Below are 18,957 nucleotides of genomic sequence, written 5' to 3' on the forward strand. Positions count from 1 at the left end.
TTTTCAATCTGGCTTGCTAGTGGCTTTGAATCGAAATCTGATAGCAAGTATGCATATGTTTTTTAAGGATTTTAAAGACTGCCGAGCACAATTTGCCGTCTGCGACCATTTGCGTCATTAACGCCTCTATTTCCTCCTGTTGCATTCGACCACGATACGGTCTGTCTTGCGACAACGCCTGAAACACGTCTGCCACTGCAATAATGCGTGATGGCACATCCAATTCAGCTTCCGTTTTATGGTATGGGTAACCGGAACCATCCAAACGTTCGTGATGGTTAGAAGCCCATTCGGCAATCTTTGATTTTGGGAAAACTTTGTGCAGCGCCAGTTCAGTATCAATCGTGTGTCGCTTGATGCGAGTGTATTCTTGATCGGTTAAGCGCCCTTGCTTGTGCAAAATTTCATCTGGTGTTTTCAGTTTACCGATGTCATGCACCAGTCCGGCGATGAAAATCATCTCTTGTTCGTGTTCGGTCAAACCGCTTTTTCCGGCCAGGAAACGTGCCACTTCCGCTACTTTCTGCGAGTGTTGGTAGGTAAACGGACTTTTGGCGTCGACAATGCGAGCGAGAAATAGCCCGAGCGTCATTAAATCTTGTACCGTCAACTGCTTTTGCAACCAGTCGATGTGGTCAAAACCCAAACCAATCGTCTCAATGTTCTCCGATTCCATGGCAAACCAGAAACCATCTGTCATGATAAGCGGCACCATCGCTTTGCACATATCAGGGTTAAACAGCGTTCCCGCGTGAGCCATGATGCTATCGGCGATCATTTCTTCGTGTAGCGTGACGAGATCAGAATGACAGTCGGTCGCGTAGTGGGCGCGTAAAAAATCCAGTCGATCAGAAAGATAGAGCAGCAATGTCTTTGTCAAAGGGGTCAAGATCGAGCTGTTCCAACTCATCCCAGCGGGTATGGTGATAGAGAATAGGTTTGGCAAATTGAGCTAAAATGTTGCATTGCTGTAGCGACTGATACCCCCGTATGCAGTGCGCTTGTGCATCTTGAGGCATGAGTTTCTCTAGCAGCATCAAATGCTCTTTGGTTTCTGATACACCGCAATCGTGCACCATTCCAGCGAAGTAGCTGAATTCCGCTTTGCGAATATCCCAGCCCATTTTTAGCGCGCATTTGTAGGCGATGTAGGCGACGCGATGGTTGTGATGGGTATCATCGACGCCAACGTAATCTAAGGCCCTAGCGACCCAGATCAGCGCTTGTTTTAGGTCTACTTCGAAGTGTGCTGTGCCTAAGGAGCATGTCTCGTTCATGATTTTTCCGACGTTACTTTGTAGTTATTATTTTGTTCGCAGCAATGCGTGTAAGCTTTGTGCATTTATCTTAACGATGATACAGGGAAGTGTTTGGAATTATTATCCTTGACAGGCGCTATTGTTAATTATTTTGATATGAGTAGTGTTTTATCAGTAGCTGAGTGTATCTCAGTTGTCACATTTCATTCATATCATGCAATAGTGCACGGGATTTCATAGATGATAAACGCCATGCGTCTTAGCGCAAAGGGATCAAAAGTGCAGAAGGGACAGCTCGGATGAGTTGTGCAAATAAGGTTGCCGCATTTGATGTAGACACGGCGGTAAACGAGCTATTCGGGGCAAGGATTGTTTTCAAGCATAATTTCGTAACATCCCGACTGCTTCAATGCTTGGATCCCTTTTTCATAGATGGCTTGCAATTTTTTCCCCCGCTCGGTGGGTTGAAAAAGCACATACATGGGGTCGCTGAGCAGAGGCTTTGGGTTGACCAAAATTGCTCTCGTTTCGCCTTCCGTTACAAGGTTAACCATGTTGCGGCCAACTCGCTTTTCTGCTGGAATCGCATCAACGCGCGCTCGGTGCAGTTTGAGAAAGTTTTCTTTTAGATCTGAGGCGATCACAGGCGTCAATCCGTTTTCTTGCATAAGTTGCGTGACGGTGTAGCCCTCGACAGCGCCGAGTCGGTACTTAGCGAGATCAGCAAGCTCATTCCATTCTAAGTTGACCGAGTTGTGGTAAAACATCACCGTGTCGGCGTGAAGCAAAGGTGTAGTGGAGAGCAGGTAGCTTGCTCTTCGTTCTTCGGTGGCATACCAAGGGAAAGTCGCATCGGCTTTGCCGTATTCGACCAGTTTTGCGCTGCGCATCCAAGGGTAGTAAGCAAACTCAACCTCCAAGCCCTGAACATTGAAAATTTTAAGCACTATTTTTTCTAAAATGCCGTCGTCAACAGATGTGTAAGGCTGCCATTCACCCAATGCAAAACGCACGATATCGTTTTGCTCGGCGTGCGTGCTTGTGCTCATACTGGCTGTGAAGAAAACGAGTGAGGCTAAAAGTGAGTTACGTATCATTGTTTTGGATAAACCTCGTGAACACGAGCTTAGAAGCTGCCATATCCCGATCCAAAAAGCGATTAAATGGTTGTTTGAGTGTAGCAGTTATCTGTTTTTTTACTTATCGAGTGGAGATTCTTTATCAGGACAAGAAAAGAAAACAAAGAACTTGATCACAAAGCGTTAACATTCTGATTGGACAACCTTGTTTCGCTACTAGGCGACTTTGCTTAAATCGCTGCACGCTTATTCTGGTTTACCTTTGCAGGTGAGGTGGTCGGCTCTCTACCAATAGAAATCCATGTGCAGCCTCATGCTGTTTTTTTTGCTCAGTAACTCTATGGTGTAAATTTATCATTACATCTGTGGTTTCAAATCATTACATTTCTCTTGATCTCTAATCATAGATACTACAAAATCGCCGTCACTCTAGCGTTTTGCAAGGTTGAACGGCGATTTTTCATCATCAATCTCTGCAAAATATCCTTTTAGTGTAAATAAAAGAATACACATATGCATAGTTCAAAGATTTTTGGTAGTACTTTGATCATTGCCGGCACAACCATTGGTGCGGGTATGTTGGCCTTGCCACTGGCTTCTGCGGGGATTGGTTTTTCTATTTCTTTGATGATCATGGTATCGCTGTGGGCGCTGATGTCATTCACTGCTTTGCTGATGGTGGAAGTTCATCAAGAAGCGCAAAGCAACGCGACCTTGCATACCTTGGCAAAACAAATTCTCGGCCCTAAGGGCAAGTTGATTGCAAGCTTCTCGATGTTGTTTCTCTTCTATGCGCTTTGCGCTGCCTATATTGCAGGTGGTGGTGCACAATTTGCGACCCGAGTGACTCAGTGGTTTGGCGTGCAAGTCGACAGTGCGATTGCGACCACGCTATTTACGCTGCTGGTTGCGACCATAGTGACGATTGGAACCAGTACGGTAGACAAAGTTAACCGAGTGCTCTTTACGCTCAAAATCGTCGCCATGATTGCTGTGTTGTTCTTCCTAGCGCCGAATGTGAGTCAGGCTTATTTGCTGAGTATGCCGCTCGAACAAGGTTTAGTGGTGGCGTCGATTCCAGTAATATTCACTTCGTTTGGTTTTCACGGCAGTATTCCGGCGATTGTTCGTTACCTCGATGGCGATACAGGCTCTTTGCGCAAAGCGATTTTGTTTGGCTCTTTGATCCCATTAGTGATTTACATCTTCTGGCAGATTGTGACGCTTGGGGTAGTAAAGCAAGATGATTTGCTTGCCAATTCTGCGCTTAGTGGCTTGATTGCACAGCTTGCGATCACCGTACATCAATCGCAGTTGGGCACGTTGGTGGGAGTGTTTGCTGATCTCGCGCTTCTGACTTCCTTCCTTGGCGTCAGTCTGGGTCTGTTTGAGTTCCTTGGTGACACGTTGAAAAAGCAGCAAGGAAATCCCAATCGCGTGATAGCAGCGGTTGTGACCTTTACGCCACCGTTGGGTTTTGCGCTGTTCTATCCGCAAGGGTTCATTACCGCGCTGGGCTATGCCGCGATTGCGCTGACCGTATTGGCTATTTTTCTGCCAGTGGCGATGGTCAATAAAGTGAGAAAGCAGAGCCCACAACGGGCATATCGTGTTGTTGGTGGGCAAGTTTCCCTGATGCTAACCGGTGGTGTAGGTGTGTTGATTGTGGCAGCGCAAATCTTGATAAGTTTAGGCGTTTTACCTTCACTGGGATAAACGCGATGAAAGCGGTGGTTGAGTCAACACTTAACCACCGCTTTGTTATTTGCCTACCTTTACCACGCGCGAAAGGTTTTCCTCTGCTCCCACTTGATAAGACTAAGCAGTAAGACGAAGCATTTATTTCACTATTTGGCTTTTACGTTCGCAATAAAAATGAAGTTATTGCAATCCATTCCATCTATTTGATTTTACCATGATCAAATATCTCCTATTTTCGCTCACTTTCATCAGGATAAGCTCGTGGTTTGCGCCTAAACTTATCAAGAGTGGGGAAACACAAATTGATACCCTGGAATCGTTTCTCGGTGATTTTGTGTCAGGCAAAGGAGCAAAGAGATGGACCTGTGGAGTGATTCAAGCAACTGTGCGTATTTTTATCATGCTTCATCATTGAATGATCAGCTCAAAGGCATACTGCATAGAATGCAAGTGCACGATGCCAGTATTGAGCGTGTCTCTTTTGCTGTTTTCGACCAAGAGAATAGCCTGCTAAAAACGTATGCTGACAGCAACGCTTCAACGGAACTGGCTCACTACCGCGCACATTTGGACGACTTCCCAGCCCTAACTCGCTGCGTTAACGAGAAAAGCTACCGCATTATTGATGACCTCATCGAGCTCTCCCCGAGCGTACATGTCAAAGCCTTGATCGAGTCCGGTTACCGCTCTTCGATTGCGGTTCCCTGTTTTGAACAAGATAAATTTATCGGCTTTCTATTTGTCAATTCGAGAAAAGTGGCGGCGTTTACCCCAGAGCTGGTGGAAAAGATGAAGCCCTATTTTGACATCATCCAATTTGCCATTTTCTCCGAATACCAAATCGTTCATGCGATTGCCAAGTGCGCGGAGAAAACCCAAGCCTTATCGCCTTCCTACAACAAAGACTCACTGGCACATAAAGAAAGAATCAGCCGTTACACCCGTATTATTGCCAATGAAACAGCAGATGTGTGGGATTTTGACGATGAAACGATCGAGCACTTGTGCCTGTTTTCTCGTTTCCACGATATTGGCAAGGTAAACCTCGCCATCGATCTTTTGTGTAAAACCGCCAATCTTGATGGCAGTGAAACGTCGAAAATGCGTAATCACATCGAAAGTGGCGTTGAGATAATGGATAAGATCATTGAATCATTGGGAAATCCACACCATCCGAGTATCACACTGTTGACGCAAGTGATGGCTTATCATCACGAGTTCCTTGATGGCTCTGGTTATCCATTTGGATTGCAGGGCGACCAAATCCCGCCGGTAGCGCGAGTCGTGTCGGCGGCCAATATTTTCGACGCGTTAACCACTCATAGGCCTTATCGGCAAGCTTGGTCTATCACCCATGCGTTGCTGGAAATGGAAAAAATGGTCGCGGAAGGCAAACTCGACAAGGCTTGTGTCAACGCTTTGAGAGAACATCAAGATCAACTAAAGCAGATCGTGGCACGTTTTCCTGAGCACGATCCCAAAGATGGCTTTTATTAATTCAGCGCGCACGCAAAATAGGCTCTTTAAATAGGCAAAAACGATTGAATGAATAGATTTAATCGTTTTTGTCTTCTTTATTGATCAGCATAGAATGGTTGTTAAAGAGAAAAAGATTTCTCACTCAGCACGGATAAGAAGGTGACTACTATGACTGACAAAACAAATTTAATTGGGCTTGAACAACAAGCAGCGCTGCAACTGGCCAAACAACTCAACACCTTACTGTCAAACTATCAGGTGTTTTACATGAATACCCGCGGATATCACTGGAATATTAAAGGACCGCAATTTTTTGAACTACACGCAAAGTTTGAGGAGATCTACACCGATCTGCAAACTAAAATCGATGAGCTTGCTGAGCGTATTCTGACCTTAGGTTTTACTCCGGTTCATGGCTTTAGTGACTACCTTGCGTACAGTGTGATCAAAGAGCATAAAAATGCTTTAACTGGTGAGGAGTGTGTCGCGGGTCTACTCAATGGTTTTACGACCATAGTGCATCAGCAGCGTGAGCTGCTCAAGCAAGCGAGTGAAGCGGATGACGAAGGTACCGCTTCGCAGATGAGTGACTACATTCGTGAGCAAGAAAAACTCGTTTGGATGCTTAATGCTTATTTGCAATAAGAAAGGCGTAAGAGCAATCGATAACCCGTGCAAGCTGTCCGCAAGAGGCTTGCACAAAAAACTTATAAATAATCAGTGTGGGTTGACGAAATAACATCCAGTACTATACTGGATGTATGAACAGGTTCTTGGAGGAGGTAACGCGATGTTGTGGGAAACCTTAGAACGTGTAAATCGGCTGCGTCAACAAGCTATGTCTAACCCTGATTTTGTTCAATCTGCAAAAGAACATGAACAGGCGATCAGTGAGCAAGAGCAAGAGGTTTTTTGTCCTAAAACGAAACGCCGGATAAACAAACCGAAATCTCTGGCAAACATTTATCAACAAACAGAATTTGGCCATCGTGAACATCAACAACAACATTAACGTCAACCCTAACTTTAGCTAGAGCCGCAAATTAAATTGCGGCTTTTTTATGGCTGTCAGAAATCGGCTTTCTTGACAAAATAGGGATTACTGTATTTTTTCTCTGGTCCGAATTCTTTTAATACCTGATGGTTCCAGAGCGCTTTATCGAATTTCTCTTTTGGAATGGAAGGGTAGAGTGTTTCCAATTCTTCCCAAGCGAAACTCATGAACTCTTTCTTCTTGATCTGATTGTATTTTCTCGCAACTTGGTTGTGTTTCTTGATCCACTCTTTTTTATATTGGATGAGCAGTTCTTGTGCCTGTTCTAGTGGAAAACGTGATAAAAATACCCGTTTATATGAGACTTTTCGATCCACCATAGTACGCATCGCAGTTTGGATATACTTACCATGATGTGTAATGGAGATTTCCGCTTCATCGACCAAAGGAATACACCATCCTTTAGGGAAAAAATCGGGCTTTTGATACTGCTGGTTACGTACCGTTAGGGCGTCATGCAGCACAAGATCCGACGTACCGCGGAACGTTTGTTGCCATTTAGCGATGCGAATTTGCAGTGAGCCAGGCAAGCGATAAATATGAGTAAATTTGTCTTCGTTCATGGACACAATACACAATAGTTGTTGATGTGATTGAAAATGAGAATAACAACCTGTTTTTCATTGTAGTCAGTATTTTGCGAAAAACATTGGGCTTCAACCAACTGGATATAACAAATGGCTAGCAGCAACTTAAGCCGTACTGCTGCGACGTTAACTCTGTGAAGCTCAACTATTGTACAATAGTTGCCTGTCAGATGGCGAGAGAAAAGATGTTTCCAAGAATCAGTGGGTTTGGATCGGGATACGTCGGTTTAAGTAGATAGGCGTAGTTTTAATGCGAAGATAAGCGGTCGCTTTGATGATAGATTAATACGCACTAAGCAAGGCGCCAAGACTCCTTAAGTGATTCTTGGCGCACCCGTGATAGTTTTAAGACACTTGTTCGAGTTGTTCCTCTTCCTGCTTCTCTATCTCTTTGATGTGTTGGTTCGCTTGCTGCAACTGGTACATTTGCGCGTAGCGGCCTTTCATTGCAAGCAATTGTTTGTGGCTACCGGACTCGACCAAATCGCCATGATGCAGCACGACTATCTGATCTGCATCGAGGATGGTGGAAAGACGATGGGCGATAACGACCAGTGTCATATCATGACGCAGTGCTGCCAGGCTGCGTTGGATCAAAGCTTCGGTGCCTGAGTCGATGTTGGCGGTTGCTTCGTCTAAGATCAGAATTTTTGGCTTAGCAATCAACACCCTTGCCATGGCCAACAACTGCTTCTGACCGGCAGAAAGATTGGTTTCACCTTGGCCCAACTGAGTCTTAATACCTGCTGGGTAGCGTCGTACCTGTTCAGCAAGGCCCACTTGCTCTAGAGATTGCCAAATCATTTCATCGCTTACGTCGCGCCCTAGGGCAATATTTTCTCTGACGGATGTGGGCAAAATGTGCGGATCTTGCTGCACCATCGCAACGTCTCTGCGTAACACTTCCTTACTGAGCGAAGAGAGTGGGCGGCCATCAATCTTTAATGTACCCTCGCTAAGCGGATAGAATCCCATCAGCAATGAAGCCAAAGTACTTTTTCCGCTACCAGTATGGCCGACTAAAGCGACAAAACTTTGATGAGGGACGTCAATATTGATCTCTTTGAGCACTTGCTGTTTGCCATCGTAGCTAAAATTGAGCCCTGCGATCTGGATGCTTCCCGTAGCAAGTGCTTGGTTATCACTGCCGTAGGTTTGTTCCGGTGCGTCAATCATTTCAAAAATTCGCTCACTGGCAACTAAGGCTTGCTGAAGCAGCGCAAGTTGCTGCGTCATCTCAATCAAGGGTTCGGTGATACGGCCAAGATAGCTAATGAAAGCATACAAAACCCCGACACCAATCATTTCAACTCCGCTGTAACCGAAAATCGCCACCAGAGTAAGAAGAGTAATGCCCGAGAGCAAGTCCATTAAAGGGCGTAGCAACACGCCGTTGAGTGTGATGACTTTTTTGCCCGCTTTCAGGTGCGCGTCAGTCAACTGGTTGAACTGCTGGTTAAAACGCTTCTCTTGGCGCATCAGTTGAATCACGCCCATACCTTGAATCGATTCACTGAGGTTGCCGTTGATGTCGGTCTGTAAATCGCGCATCAACCGATATGAACTCGTACTAAGTTTTTGAAATAAAGCCATAAAGGCAACGACGATCGGCAGCAGCACTAAAACCACTAAGGTGAGTTTCCAGCTTAAAATAAACATAACAGCCAACATCACCACAATCATGACTAAGTTTTTCACCACCGAGGCGATCAGCAGTTCGTAAAATTGCTGCAGAGATTCCGTGTCATTGGTTAAGCGGGAAACCAGTTTGCCAGTCGGTGTATAGTCAAACGCTGACAGCGGCTGACGAATTACTTTATTGAACGCCTGACGTCGGATGGTCTTAATGATATGCGTGGCCACAATGTTGAATTGCAAACCTTGCAAATATTGAAAGAGTGCCGAGCAGATCAACAGCCCAAGATAGCTTGCTACCAAGGTCAGTAAAACCGATTGGGTATAGCTATCTTTGGTGATGTGTTCATCAATAAAATATTGAATTAACCAAGGGCCGCCTGCGTTGGCGAGTGCGGCAATGAACAAAAACAGTAGCCCAGTCAGCATCGCTTTGGGTTGAGCCAACGGATAAGCAAACAGACGTTTTAAGGTAGTGGATTTCATTGCTTATGCCTCCTCCATGGCTTGTTCTAATTGCTGGTAGCGGTACATTTCGGCATACCAGGCGTGATTATCCAGCAGTGCTTTATGCGTGCCCCTTTCAACAATATGGCCATGGTTTAGCACCACAATCTCATTGGCTTTTTCTAAAGCGGTGAGACGATGGGCGATCACGATCAGCGACTGGTGGCGATAATGTTGCTCCAAGTTGCGGAGAATTTGATGCTCTGTGCGCCCGTCGACCGCAGAAAGTGCGTCATCTAAAATCAAAATTTCCGCATTGAGTAACATCGCGCGAGCGATGGCGATACGCTGTTTTTGCCCGCCAGAGAGTGTGATGCCTTTTTCACCCACTTCGGTGTCATAGCCATCAGGAAACTTAAGGATGTCGTCATGGATACAGGCTAGCTTTGCCGCGCGAAAGACCTCTTCTTTAGAAGCATTGGGGCAGCCCAACGCAATATTTTCAAAGATAGAGCAGGAAAACAGAAACGGTGACTGGCTGACCACGGCAAATTTGCTACGCCACTGTTCAAGGTCTGCGTTTTTCAGCGCGACTTGCCCATAGCGAATATCACCGTGCTGCATCTCTTGCTGGCGCAGCAGCAGCGAAAGCAAGGTGGATTTGCCACTGCCAACGGGGCCAGCGATGCCAAGCATTACACCTGGAGTGACAGTAAAGTGGCATTGGCTGAGCGTAGCAGGGAGATCTTCGCTCCAATGGTAGCTCTCAATGTTGACATGCAGAGGCTGAGGCTCTGTGGGGAGCGAATCATTACCGCTCACTATCTCTGGTTTCTGCACAAAGATCTCTTCTAGACGATCCCAGGCAGCAGAACCACGTTCGAGAATGTTGAACAAGAAAGCAAATGCCAGCATCGGCCAAATCATCAAGCCAAGATACATGGTGAATGCAGTGAGATCGCCCAGCGTGATTTCTTGATGATGCACCAAGTACGCGCCGACGCTGATACTGAGGAAAAAAGAGAGCCCGATCGTCAGTTGGATCGCTGGGTCAAAACGGGCGTCGACACGGGCAACGGCAATATTTTTGTTGCCTGTATCTTCCACAACGGCGTCAAAGCGTTGCTGCTCTTGATTCTCAAGACCAAACGCGCGCAACATTCTCACGCCGTTTAATGACTCTTGGGTTAAATCCGACATATCAGAGAAGGCTTCTTGTGCGACCTTAAAACGTTGATGGAGAATGCGCACAATGTAGAAAATCGCAATACCAAGAAAGGGCATAGGCAGCAGAGCGACCAGCGTTAACTTCCAACTGATCTGGGTAATCATGATGATCAATACGGCGATGCCGGTAATCAGTGAATCGGCTGCAGTGAGTACTCCTTCTCCAGCGGTCACCACCACGTTTTTCACATCGTTGGTGCCGCGCGCCATTAAGTCGCCCGTCTTATAACGTTCAAAGAAGCGGGGCGGCTGAGTGGATAAATGTTGATAAAGACGATTGCGCAATATCGTGCCAAGCTCAATGCTGGCGCCAAATAACCAGACACGCCACAAAATGCGGCAAACATAAATGGCCAACCAAACCAGCAGCAGAAGACCCAGCCACTGCATCATCTCATCAGTAGACATGGTATCGGCAACAATCCCGTCAACGATATTGCCCACCGCTTTTGGTGTGATCAATTGCATTGCCGAGATCATCATAAATAACAGTATTGAGCCACAATAGTGTTTCCACCTCAGCCTAAAGAACCATCGTAATTGCCAGAAAATTTTCACCTGCGCCTCCTGCACCTGCTGTTGTTATTCGCGCCAGTCTCTCATTAGTGGCAAAAGTTTGCGTCGGTGTGTCTTGCAAAGAGTGCTTGGTGCTCGAGTGATGCCGTACAAGATCGCGTCGAGCTTCGCACTCTCTACCAAATTCCGCTCAGAGAGTCTGGACTTTTGTATCCGGAGCTGAAAGTAGGTCGAACAGCCTTTAACCGGGATAAGAAAATGTTGAGTTGTGTGGCTATGAGACAAGAAAGGGCGTTGAAAGCAAGTTTCTACGCAAAAATGTCTCTAATTTATTGTTATGTTGAAATTAAATATTGCCCAGTACGACAGAAACAATGTGCTGTTTTGGCGTGACTCGTTCGGTTTATTTTCCATTCTCAGCAAAAAAGGCCACTGAGGAAGATGGGCTGGAACCTTCAATTATTGTGTTTCATCCATCGAATACAAGGTGATTTTTATCCTGAGCAAAAAAACGACACAATGTTACTAATTGATAACATCAAAGTGTCAGAATATGTGATCAAATGCTGAGAATTGATGAGGTTTCAGGAAAATATAATGGAAGCAAAGAGGACAGAGACAGAGAGTAAAAAGCAGCGACGAGATCGCTGATTTTCGTTTGCCCAGCGCAGCTGGCGAACCCGTCGGGTTGAGAGAAACCCGAATCTTCCCTTGGGAGAAGATAATCCGAATGACAAGGGCGTTGCGGGCTAACGGCAGGGTCTCAAGGAAGCCGACTTGATGTCTATGATGAGCAGTAGTGGTACATTCCGTTAAATTACAAATCTGCAACATATTTGGCGCATTTCTGAATCATTAGACATTTTGTGATTCTTTTAGAGAAAATGCGCCATCTAAATTGATTTAAAAGTCAGTAGTGGTTTTCAACTGCCTGCTAACGCGGTGAACCGAGTGGCTTAGAAAGTGCGGCGGAATGTGATATTCGCTCAGGTTAGATGGTGACTTCACTTATAAGATGTCGCAAAAGTGAATCAGGCAGGCAAAAGTGCTTAACTTGCTCGTTTTAACCATTTGCAAGCTTACGTTTCAAAAGGTTAAAAATAATACTATTACTCCATCTATTTGATTGTTAATTATTAAACACTTAGTTGCTGATTGTCCTCTGTGGGAAAAATTTTAATTCACAGCAACAAAAAAGCAGCTAGGATTATATTAAACGAATTGTATAGATGTGGCTGCAAAGATGATCTTGAGAAAACACCTGCTCATTGCCGTTTTGCTCGTTCTACTGACTGTTGTGGCTATCGCGGGGGCGCGGTGGAAGTACACTGAGTCGCACCTGCCTCATCCTGTGGTATTCAAAATGGGCGTTTCGCAAACCCCATTATCTGCTCCTTTGATTATTGCCCAGCAACGTGGTCTGTTTACAAAATATGGTGTGAGGGTAGAAGTGATTCCCTGCTATGGAGGAGTGGAGTGCGCCCGTTTTCTGTTTGAGCAAAATGTCGATTTTGCCACCGCCTCGGAATCGGTGGTGATGTTCGAAAGTTTTAAACGCGACGATTTTGTTATGTTGGCCAGTTTCGTTGAGTCAGGATTTGATCTTAAACTGCTCACCTTGGCTGAAAATGACATTGACCGAATCTCAGGTTTGAACGGGAAAAAGGTCGGGGTGGTGAAGGCCAGTGCCAGTGAGTTTTTCTTGGACTCGATGCTCATGTCCAGTGATGTCCCCGGGACAAAAGTGGAAAAAGTATATGCCCCTTTCACGAGATTGGATGACATTTTGATCAGCGGTGAGGTCGACGCGGTTTCAGTGTGGGAGCCACTGGGTTACCAATTGCAAAACAACCCCCGGGTGGATGTGGTCGATCTCAGTATTCCCGGTATTTACCAGCTGTCATTTAACTTATTGACGACAAGGGAGAATGTTACCCGTTATCAGGATGAGAGCATCAGGATTCTGCTGGCGCTGGAAGAAGCAGAAGAGTGGATTCAAGCTCACCCGCTGGAGGTACAAAAACGGGTGGCCAATCACTTGAATATCCCTCTTGAACAACTGTCTTGGTCTTGGAATGATTACATCTACCGACTCTCTTTGGGTAATGGGCTACTCTCTAATTTACAAGTTCAGGCACGTTGGGCGCTTGAAAAAGGTTTAGTAACAGGGCCAATGCCCGATTATCGTCAGATTGTTGATCGGTATATATTAATACAAGCGCAAAGGCGTAAAGGATTAGACGTGAAATGACGTTAGGTTCGTTTTCATACAAACTCACTTTGCTTTTCTTCTCCACCGTGTTGTTGGTCGGAGTGGTGACTCATTCATTGTGGAATGTGATTGAAGAGCAAAAGAATATTGAAAACGAAATGGAGATTATTACTCAAGCTCAATTCAACTTAGAGCTGCTGCGTAATCAGCTCTCGCTTTATCTGCAATACAAAGACGACGAAAGCTTTACTCAACTGACTCTTGCGCAGAACAAAATGACGGAGCAAATCCACAATACTAAGCGTTTTCAAAAGGTTATGACTAATTTAGAACGCATGAACAACACTTTGGAAAGGCTGCTACTGCATGAAAAAAATCTCGCTGGATCCAATCAGCAGGCGAAAGAACTGCTGCACTCCCGTTACAACATGATAGTGCAGAGTATGGATGAGGAGTTATCTGCTTTGCAGCGTAATGTTCTCGAAGAGCGACTGAATAAGTTGCGCAAAGCGGTATTTACCAGTGGTTTTTCACTGGCTTTTTTTACCCTATTGATCAGCAGTGTGACTTACCTGATGTTAAAGCGCTTTCGTAAAGGCTTTAAGGTGTTGCGGTTAGGGCTAGATGAAATGCGCAGCGGAAATATGGAGAGCCGGATCACCTCGACAGAACTGGATGAAGAGTTCACGGTAATGGCGAATTGTTTTAATTCGATGAAAGACTCTTTACAACAGAGTACCGTTACTCGCGAGCATTTAGAGCAAGAAGTGTTGCGGCAAACGGCGGAGCTTCGCGAACAGAAAGAACAGTTGGTATACCTATCAGAGAAAGACCCGCTGACTGGGTTGAATAATCGACGCGCCTTTATGGCGGCGGTAGAAAATGCCACAGCGAAAGCGAATCGTACCGAATTAAAGATGGCCTTGCTGTTTATTGATTTAAACAAGTTTAAAGAGATAAACGACACCTTTGGTCACTATGCGGGAGACGAAATACTACGCCAAGTGGCGCGCCGCATGGAGGTTTGCTTTCGCAACACCGACATTTTGGGGCGCATTGGGGGGGACGAGTTTGTCGTGTGTCTCGATTTACTGAAAGACTACAATGGCGTACTGCCAAAAGCAGAACAGTTTGCTCGCATGGTCAGTGAACCGATCGATTTCAACGGAGAAAAGCTGCACGTTTATCCCAGTATTGGTATCAGCTTTTATCCTGATCAAACCCGCTCCATCAACCACTTGGTGAAGCTGGCTGATGAAGATATGTACCGCGCAAAAAATAGTGAGTCGGTACTCATTTGGAGCAGTTACCTCTTCCCAGAAGAAAAGCAAATTTCTTAGCAGCGCCAGAGCGCTTTGCCGGACAGTAAGGCGTTATGGTGTAGCAAAAAACTCACGGCGAAAATGGGCAATTTGCTGCTGATAGTAGTTTTGCCACTGCGGCTCATCCCAACTCGCGTAGCGTCTTGTTCTCTGCTCTTCCAAGCTGGCTTTCAGTTGCGCCAAGGCTCGTTGGTAGTCTTCCACTTGTTTCTCTTGCTCACGCTCCTGCTGAGCTCGAAAATCAATCTCGCTTGATTGTTCATCGCTTAGGTACTTTTGGGCCAATGTCTGGCGGATCTGTTCTCTTTCGTCCGCAGAATAGTGGCTTGGAATCAAACTCAGTGCTCGCTCGTAATGAGTTTGCTTATCCTCAAATTCAAGCGCGTCGCCCTGCTGTTGCCAGCGCTCGATCAGGCTTTGATATTGCTCAACAAACTGGCTAGCTTCGATTTGTGTCAGTGGCACACTGTCTAGGCGAAACTCCAATATGGCAAATTGATCGGCCAAAAGGACAGCGCTCAGCGGGCCCCAAATCTCCAGCGCATTTTCTTTAAACATCTCGATCCGTTGGGAGAGGCTATCGAGCGACTCCAGTGGCATGTGTGCCTGTGCGTCCTGCCATTGCCGGCTGCGTTGGCGGAAGTTTTGAAGCAGTTGAAACCACTCGACAGACAGAGAGGTTTGAAGTTGAGCAAGCTGCTTTTCACAATTTTGTTTATGCACACATTCGCGCCAAAAACTTTCTAACTGTTCACGTAAAGCACGGCCTTGTAGTTCGCGTAGCTTGTTAGGATCAAGCAGCAAATTTGCGGGCTGAGCGGCTTGCGCTGTAAGAGCAAAAGGCAGATTTGTCTCTGTGGTGTTGGGGGGAATTGAGTTTGCGCTGCTTTCCTGTGCGGCGTCAGTAGGGGAAATGAGTGCAGGTGAGGCTAGCAGCCCACTTTGTTCTTTGTTGTGCGGCCAAAATTGCCAGCCGACAATCAAGCTCGCCACAAGGACGAGCAGGAAAAAAGCACGTGTTCGATTCATTACTTGATCACCGCGCTCACCGGGAAATGGTCGGAAAGATTGTAATGTTTCCACAATCTGGCATCGGTGGAACGTGGCACGTCAACGCGGTTATCATTCGATGTTTTGCTCGCATGCTCTGCGCTGAGCAACACATAATCGAGATACTCGACATTCTCACCGCCAGAGAGTGCTTCACCAGCAAAGTCATTAATGCGCGGATCGAAAGTCGACGCCGTGTAGCCTGAGTATTGGGGCTCCAGCGCATTCAAGTTCACTAACATCTGTTGGTAATCGCCCGGGAACTTAAGTTTGTTGACGTTGAAATCACCGCTGTAAACCACAGTTTCATCGGCAGGAATGTTCAGTGATTGTGCCAATGCACGGATCTGTTTGAACTGGCGCTGACGATATTCGCGCGCGGTATCGGTATCAAACGAAGCCGTGTGGGTGGCGAACAGATGATACGCCTGACCGTTTTTGATCACTTCAACATAGTTTACCCCTTTGTCCGCAAAGCAATCAGTGCCACTACAATCAGGGAAGACGTACTGTGCTTGATTGACAATAGGATAGCGACTCACGATCACCACACCGCCATCGTGGATATTGATGCCTTCTTTATCAAGCATCTTACTTTGATAAGGATACTCTTTGGCCAGTTCTCGTAAAAAAGCGCTGCGGCCGCTGGCAAACACTTCTTGCAAGGCTAAGACGTCGTAGCCTTTCACGTGTTTGGGAATAATCGAAAAACGATCACCGATATGCGATGCCACGCCGGGCAACGCCCAAATATTGTAGGTCATCATTTTTAAGGTGTGCCCGCTTGGCTCGACTTGCTCGTCCAATTTGGCGGGCGTGATGGTGTAGCAGAGATCATCATAGCGGGCTGCGGCGTCGGACTTGAGTACCAATTCGGTGTTGGCATTGCCAAAGGCATCACTGCGAAAACGGTGCACTTCTCTATCCTGTTGTAAGGAGAGCGGAACATCGGCCGCGCTCACGCCGTATTCAATGGAAGAGTTGTACCAGTGACCATTCATGGTTTGGTGTAGTGTGACGCTTTCACCTTGCAAGTTGGTGACGACGGTATCAAATTGGTAGTGCTCGCCCGCTTTGACTCCCGTCCAACGATTAAAACTGATCACCGCTTTGGTTTCCCAAGGGCCAATTTGGTCTGTGTGCTGTAGCCACTCGTCACCTAAAGTGAGGCGATCTGAGCCGCTGTGTTGTACTTGAATCGTCAAGGTTTGGTCGCTGTTATTGGTTAGGTAGACATCGGTATCGGCCAAAACAGGAGCGCTGCACAACAAAGGTAGCAAGGTTCGCAAAGTGAAAATATCCATTTACATTATCCTATCTGTTTGAAATCGATGGATAATCTAGAAGATAGTGATGACAACTATGTTATAAAGTTGTGACAACTATAAATAATTGCTTGAATCGGAGTGATTTATAAAACAAAGGACGGTGTTAGCTAAGCGCGAAATAGCCACCGCGCTTAGCTAGGAGGGGATGACTTGGGCTATCTAAACGCGGTTGTCGCCAGTACTAAAGGCGATGGTCTGACTGATGACGGTTAAGCTGCGACCGCTTTCTTGCTGCCACTTGGCAAATGCGAGGTTGACGGCTTGTTGGCTCTTTTTCGTCTCCTTGCCACCTTCAATCACCTTACCGTTGCGCAGATACGCCTCCACATCACCAGAAAGAATAAAGGTGTCGACCCCGAGTTGACGAAGGCTGTACGGCCCAGTGTTGCCGCCTAGTCGACTGCCGTGTTTTTTCAAAAACGACAATAACCCCGTGATGTCATCTTTAGGCCAGTTGGCGACCATTTGACCGAATGAGCCGTGCTGCGTTGAGACACTATGGATCATTTGGGCGTTTTCGCGAATCGACATCACTTTCGCATGGTGACGGATAATACGTGTGTCACTGGCTTTTTCGTCCCACTGCTCGTCGGAGAGCATCAGCAGTGGCTCGATCCGAAAGCCGAAAAACACCTCCTCGAAATTGGGCCATTTATTGCGCACCACCTGCCATGAAATGCCGCTTTGAAAAATCTTCATACTGAAAGCGGACAACCAGCGATCATCACTGATGGCGGCAATTGCATCGCTACTGAGCGGTTTGCCCAGTAGTGCTTCGAGCTGCGCTTCGCCTCCTTTGCGCTCGGCAGCACGCTGATAAATAGCGGCAAATTTTTCTAAAGGCACAATCGATTCTCCTTTGCATGTTGAGATTATGGTATGGCGAGCCTCAATCCGTTCGCGAAGGCTTGCAAAATCTCGAGTTACTCAGCAAGTGTCGCCGCTTTTCGGTACTGGCTGGGCGTCATGCCAGTGAGGCGAGAGAACTCGCGATTAAAGTTGGACTTGGTCTGAAAGCCACAGTTCATAAATATTTGTGTGATCGGAGCATCGCTGCTGTGCAGCGCCTGCTTGGCGTGTTCGATTCGGTATTCGTTAATGACACGAGAGATGTTTTTCTGCTTCACTTGGTTCACCGCGCTGGAGATCTGTTTGGCAGGAACACACAATTTGCGTGACAGTTTAGACAGCGTCAACTCAGGATCTAGGTAGGCGTGTTTCGTTTTCATCAGTTCATCGAGTGCGATGACAATGGTTTGCGCTTGCTGTGCGGTGAGATTGGATGCGTTATTCAGCGGCGCTTCGAGTTTGGTTTCTTTGTCCGAAAGTTCATCGGCCTCATCATGGTTTGCGGTGTTCATCGCGACCAGAATCACCGCCAAAGAGAGAACAGGGAGCAACACCAAGTGCCCGATGCTCAAAATAAACGGGGCCAACGCGCCTTGGTTGTAGGTAAAGTCGAGCGACATGGCACTGTCAATCAGCGCGGAAAAGAGCAGCATCCAGCCCGCAATATTCTCGGCTCTTTTCACGCTTTCCCAACTGCTGAAGGAAACATGGATCAACAGTGTTTCTTTGGCGGAGTAACGTACCAACGCGATGCCGTAAACCAGATAAATGGCGGTGAGAATTTCATCCAGCGGCAAATACCAAAGCGACTGAATGGTCACGCTGACGAGTACCAAAAGTGGCCCAACTGAATGCTTGGCGGCAAATTGAGTCAGTGTTTGCGTGTGGCTGAGATGGGTAAAGGCGTACCAAGCAAATACCGGAATGCAGGAAGCAAATAAGGGCTGAAGCAGAGCAAAGAGCGGCAGATTGAAACTCCAACGCAGTCCAACCAGACCCGTTGTCAGAGCGCAAAGGATGAGAAACCAGCAGGCGGTTTTAGCTTGCTCGGCAAAGCGCACATATAAGGTGATCGCGAGTAACGCGAGCAGCAAAGAGACAACAAAAGGAATAGGAATGGCGAGCATGAAATGTCCTGTTTTGGCTTTGTGCAGTGTCGGTCAGTGGAGCGCTTTAGCATAATGCTTTGAATCTGAACAATATAGCCCTAAA

The 18,957-nt window shown here is 46.6% G+C and carries 14 protein-coding genes and 1 pseudogene; 6 read left to right on the forward strand and 9 right to left on the reverse strand.

Annotation, left to right across the window (positions count from 1 at the left end; translation table 11 throughout):
* Window positions 1-16 precede the first annotated feature (16 nt).
* Window positions 17-1,277: pseudogene (locus tag I3X05_RS06205) on the reverse strand (HD domain-containing phosphohydrolase).
* Window positions 1,278-1,612: 335 nt separating this feature from the next.
* Window positions 1,613-2,308 (reverse strand): substrate-binding periplasmic protein, encoded by a 696-nt coding sequence (locus tag I3X05_RS06210; RefSeq protein WP_226972122.1) that lies wholly within the window; start codon window positions 2,306-2,308, stop codon window positions 1,613-1,615.
* A 543-nt stretch (window positions 2,309-2,851) separates the two neighbouring features.
* On the opposite strand from I3X05_RS06210, the gene I3X05_RS06215 reads away from it, so the two are divergent.
* The 4 genes from I3X05_RS06215 (at window position 2,852) to I3X05_RS06230 (ending at window position 6,530) form a co-directional block, all read left to right on the forward strand.
* Window positions 2,852-4,054: an aromatic amino acid transport family protein gene (locus I3X05_RS06215; protein ID WP_045571491.1), complete on the forward strand. Its 1,203-nt coding sequence runs from the start codon at window positions 2,852-2,854 to the stop codon at window positions 4,052-4,054.
* 342 nt (window positions 4,055-4,396) lie between these two features.
* On the forward strand, window positions 4,397-5,536 hold the full coding sequence (locus I3X05_RS06220; RefSeq protein WP_045571492.1) for an HD domain-containing phosphohydrolase: 1,140 nt from the start codon (window positions 4,397-4,399) through the stop codon (window positions 5,534-5,536).
* A 150-nt stretch (window positions 5,537-5,686) separates the two neighbouring features.
* Window positions 5,687-6,163 (forward strand): Dps family protein, encoded by a 477-nt coding sequence (locus I3X05_RS06225; protein ID WP_045571493.1) that lies wholly within the window; start codon window positions 5,687-5,689, stop codon window positions 6,161-6,163.
* Window positions 6,164-6,308: 145 nt separating this feature from the next.
* Complete coding sequence (locus I3X05_RS06230; protein WP_045571494.1) at window positions 6,309-6,530, forward strand: hypothetical protein; 222 nt, start codon at window positions 6,309-6,311, stop codon at window positions 6,528-6,530.
* Window positions 6,531-6,586: 56 nt separating this feature from the next.
* Here the strand turns inward: I3X05_RS06230 and I3X05_RS06235 are convergent, their stop codons facing one another.
* From I3X05_RS06235 to I3X05_RS06245, 3 genes are all read right to left on the reverse strand, one after another.
* The gene (locus I3X05_RS06235; RefSeq protein ID WP_045571495.1) at window positions 6,587-7,135 is read right to left on the reverse strand and encodes a hypothetical protein; all 549 of its coding nucleotides are present in this window, start codon (window positions 7,133-7,135) and stop codon (window positions 6,587-6,589) included.
* A 369-nt stretch (window positions 7,136-7,504) separates the two neighbouring features.
* The gene (locus I3X05_RS06240) at window positions 7,505-9,280 is read right to left on the reverse strand and encodes an ABC transporter transmembrane domain-containing protein (RefSeq protein ID WP_045571496.1); all 1,776 of its coding nucleotides are present in this window, start codon (window positions 9,278-9,280) and stop codon (window positions 7,505-7,507) included.
* Between the two features lie 3 nt (window positions 9,281-9,283).
* A complete protein-coding gene (locus I3X05_RS06245) occupies window positions 9,284-11,026 on the reverse strand; it encodes an ABC transporter transmembrane domain-containing protein (RefSeq protein ID WP_045571497.1) in 1,743 nt (580 codons plus the stop codon).
* Window positions 11,027-12,227: 1,201 nt separating this feature from the next.
* Here I3X05_RS06245 and I3X05_RS06250 point away from each other — a divergent pair.
* Both I3X05_RS06250 and I3X05_RS06255 read left to right on the forward strand, forming a co-directional pair.
* Window positions 12,228-13,235, forward strand: a complete 1,008-nt coding sequence (locus I3X05_RS06250) for an ABC transporter substrate-binding protein (RefSeq protein WP_045571498.1) — start codon at window positions 12,228-12,230, stop codon at window positions 13,233-13,235.
* Window positions 13,232-14,536: a sensor domain-containing diguanylate cyclase gene (locus I3X05_RS06255; protein WP_045571499.1), complete on the forward strand. Its 1,305-nt coding sequence runs from the start codon at window positions 13,232-13,234 to the stop codon at window positions 14,534-14,536. Before I3X05_RS06250 ends, I3X05_RS06255 begins: the two co-directional genes overlap by 4 nt.
* A 33-nt stretch (window positions 14,537-14,569) precedes the next feature.
* On the opposite strand, the gene I3X05_RS06260 is transcribed toward I3X05_RS06255, so the two are convergent.
* The 4 genes from I3X05_RS06260 to I3X05_RS06275 all read right to left on the reverse strand — a co-directional run bounded on the left by I3X05_RS06260 (window position 14,570) and on the right by I3X05_RS06275 (window position 18,872).
* Window positions 14,570-15,547 carry a chromosome partitioning protein ParA gene (locus I3X05_RS06260; protein WP_193185083.1) on the reverse strand — a complete coding sequence of 326 codons (978 nt, stop codon included), beginning with the start codon at window positions 15,545-15,547 and terminating at the stop codon, window positions 14,570-14,572.
* The gene (locus I3X05_RS06265; protein WP_045571500.1) at window positions 15,547-16,872 is read right to left on the reverse strand and encodes a sphingomyelin phosphodiesterase; all 1,326 of its coding nucleotides are present in this window, start codon (window positions 16,870-16,872) and stop codon (window positions 15,547-15,549) included. Before I3X05_RS06265 ends, I3X05_RS06260 begins: the two co-directional genes overlap by 1 nt.
* A gap of 183 nt (window positions 16,873-17,055) precedes the next feature.
* Window positions 17,056-17,742, reverse strand: a complete 687-nt coding sequence (locus I3X05_RS06270) for a DNA-3-methyladenine glycosylase I (RefSeq protein ID WP_045571501.1) — start codon at window positions 17,740-17,742, stop codon at window positions 17,056-17,058.
* A gap of 77 nt (window positions 17,743-17,819) precedes the next feature.
* Window positions 17,820-18,872: a helix-turn-helix domain-containing protein gene (locus I3X05_RS06275; RefSeq protein ID WP_045571502.1), complete on the reverse strand. Its 1,053-nt coding sequence runs from the start codon at window positions 18,870-18,872 to the stop codon at window positions 17,820-17,822.
* Window positions 18,873-18,957 lie beyond the last annotated feature (85 nt).

The organism is Vibrio navarrensis (assembly GCF_015767675.1).
Taxonomy (GTDB): domain Bacteria; phylum Pseudomonadota; class Gammaproteobacteria; order Enterobacterales; family Vibrionaceae; genus Vibrio.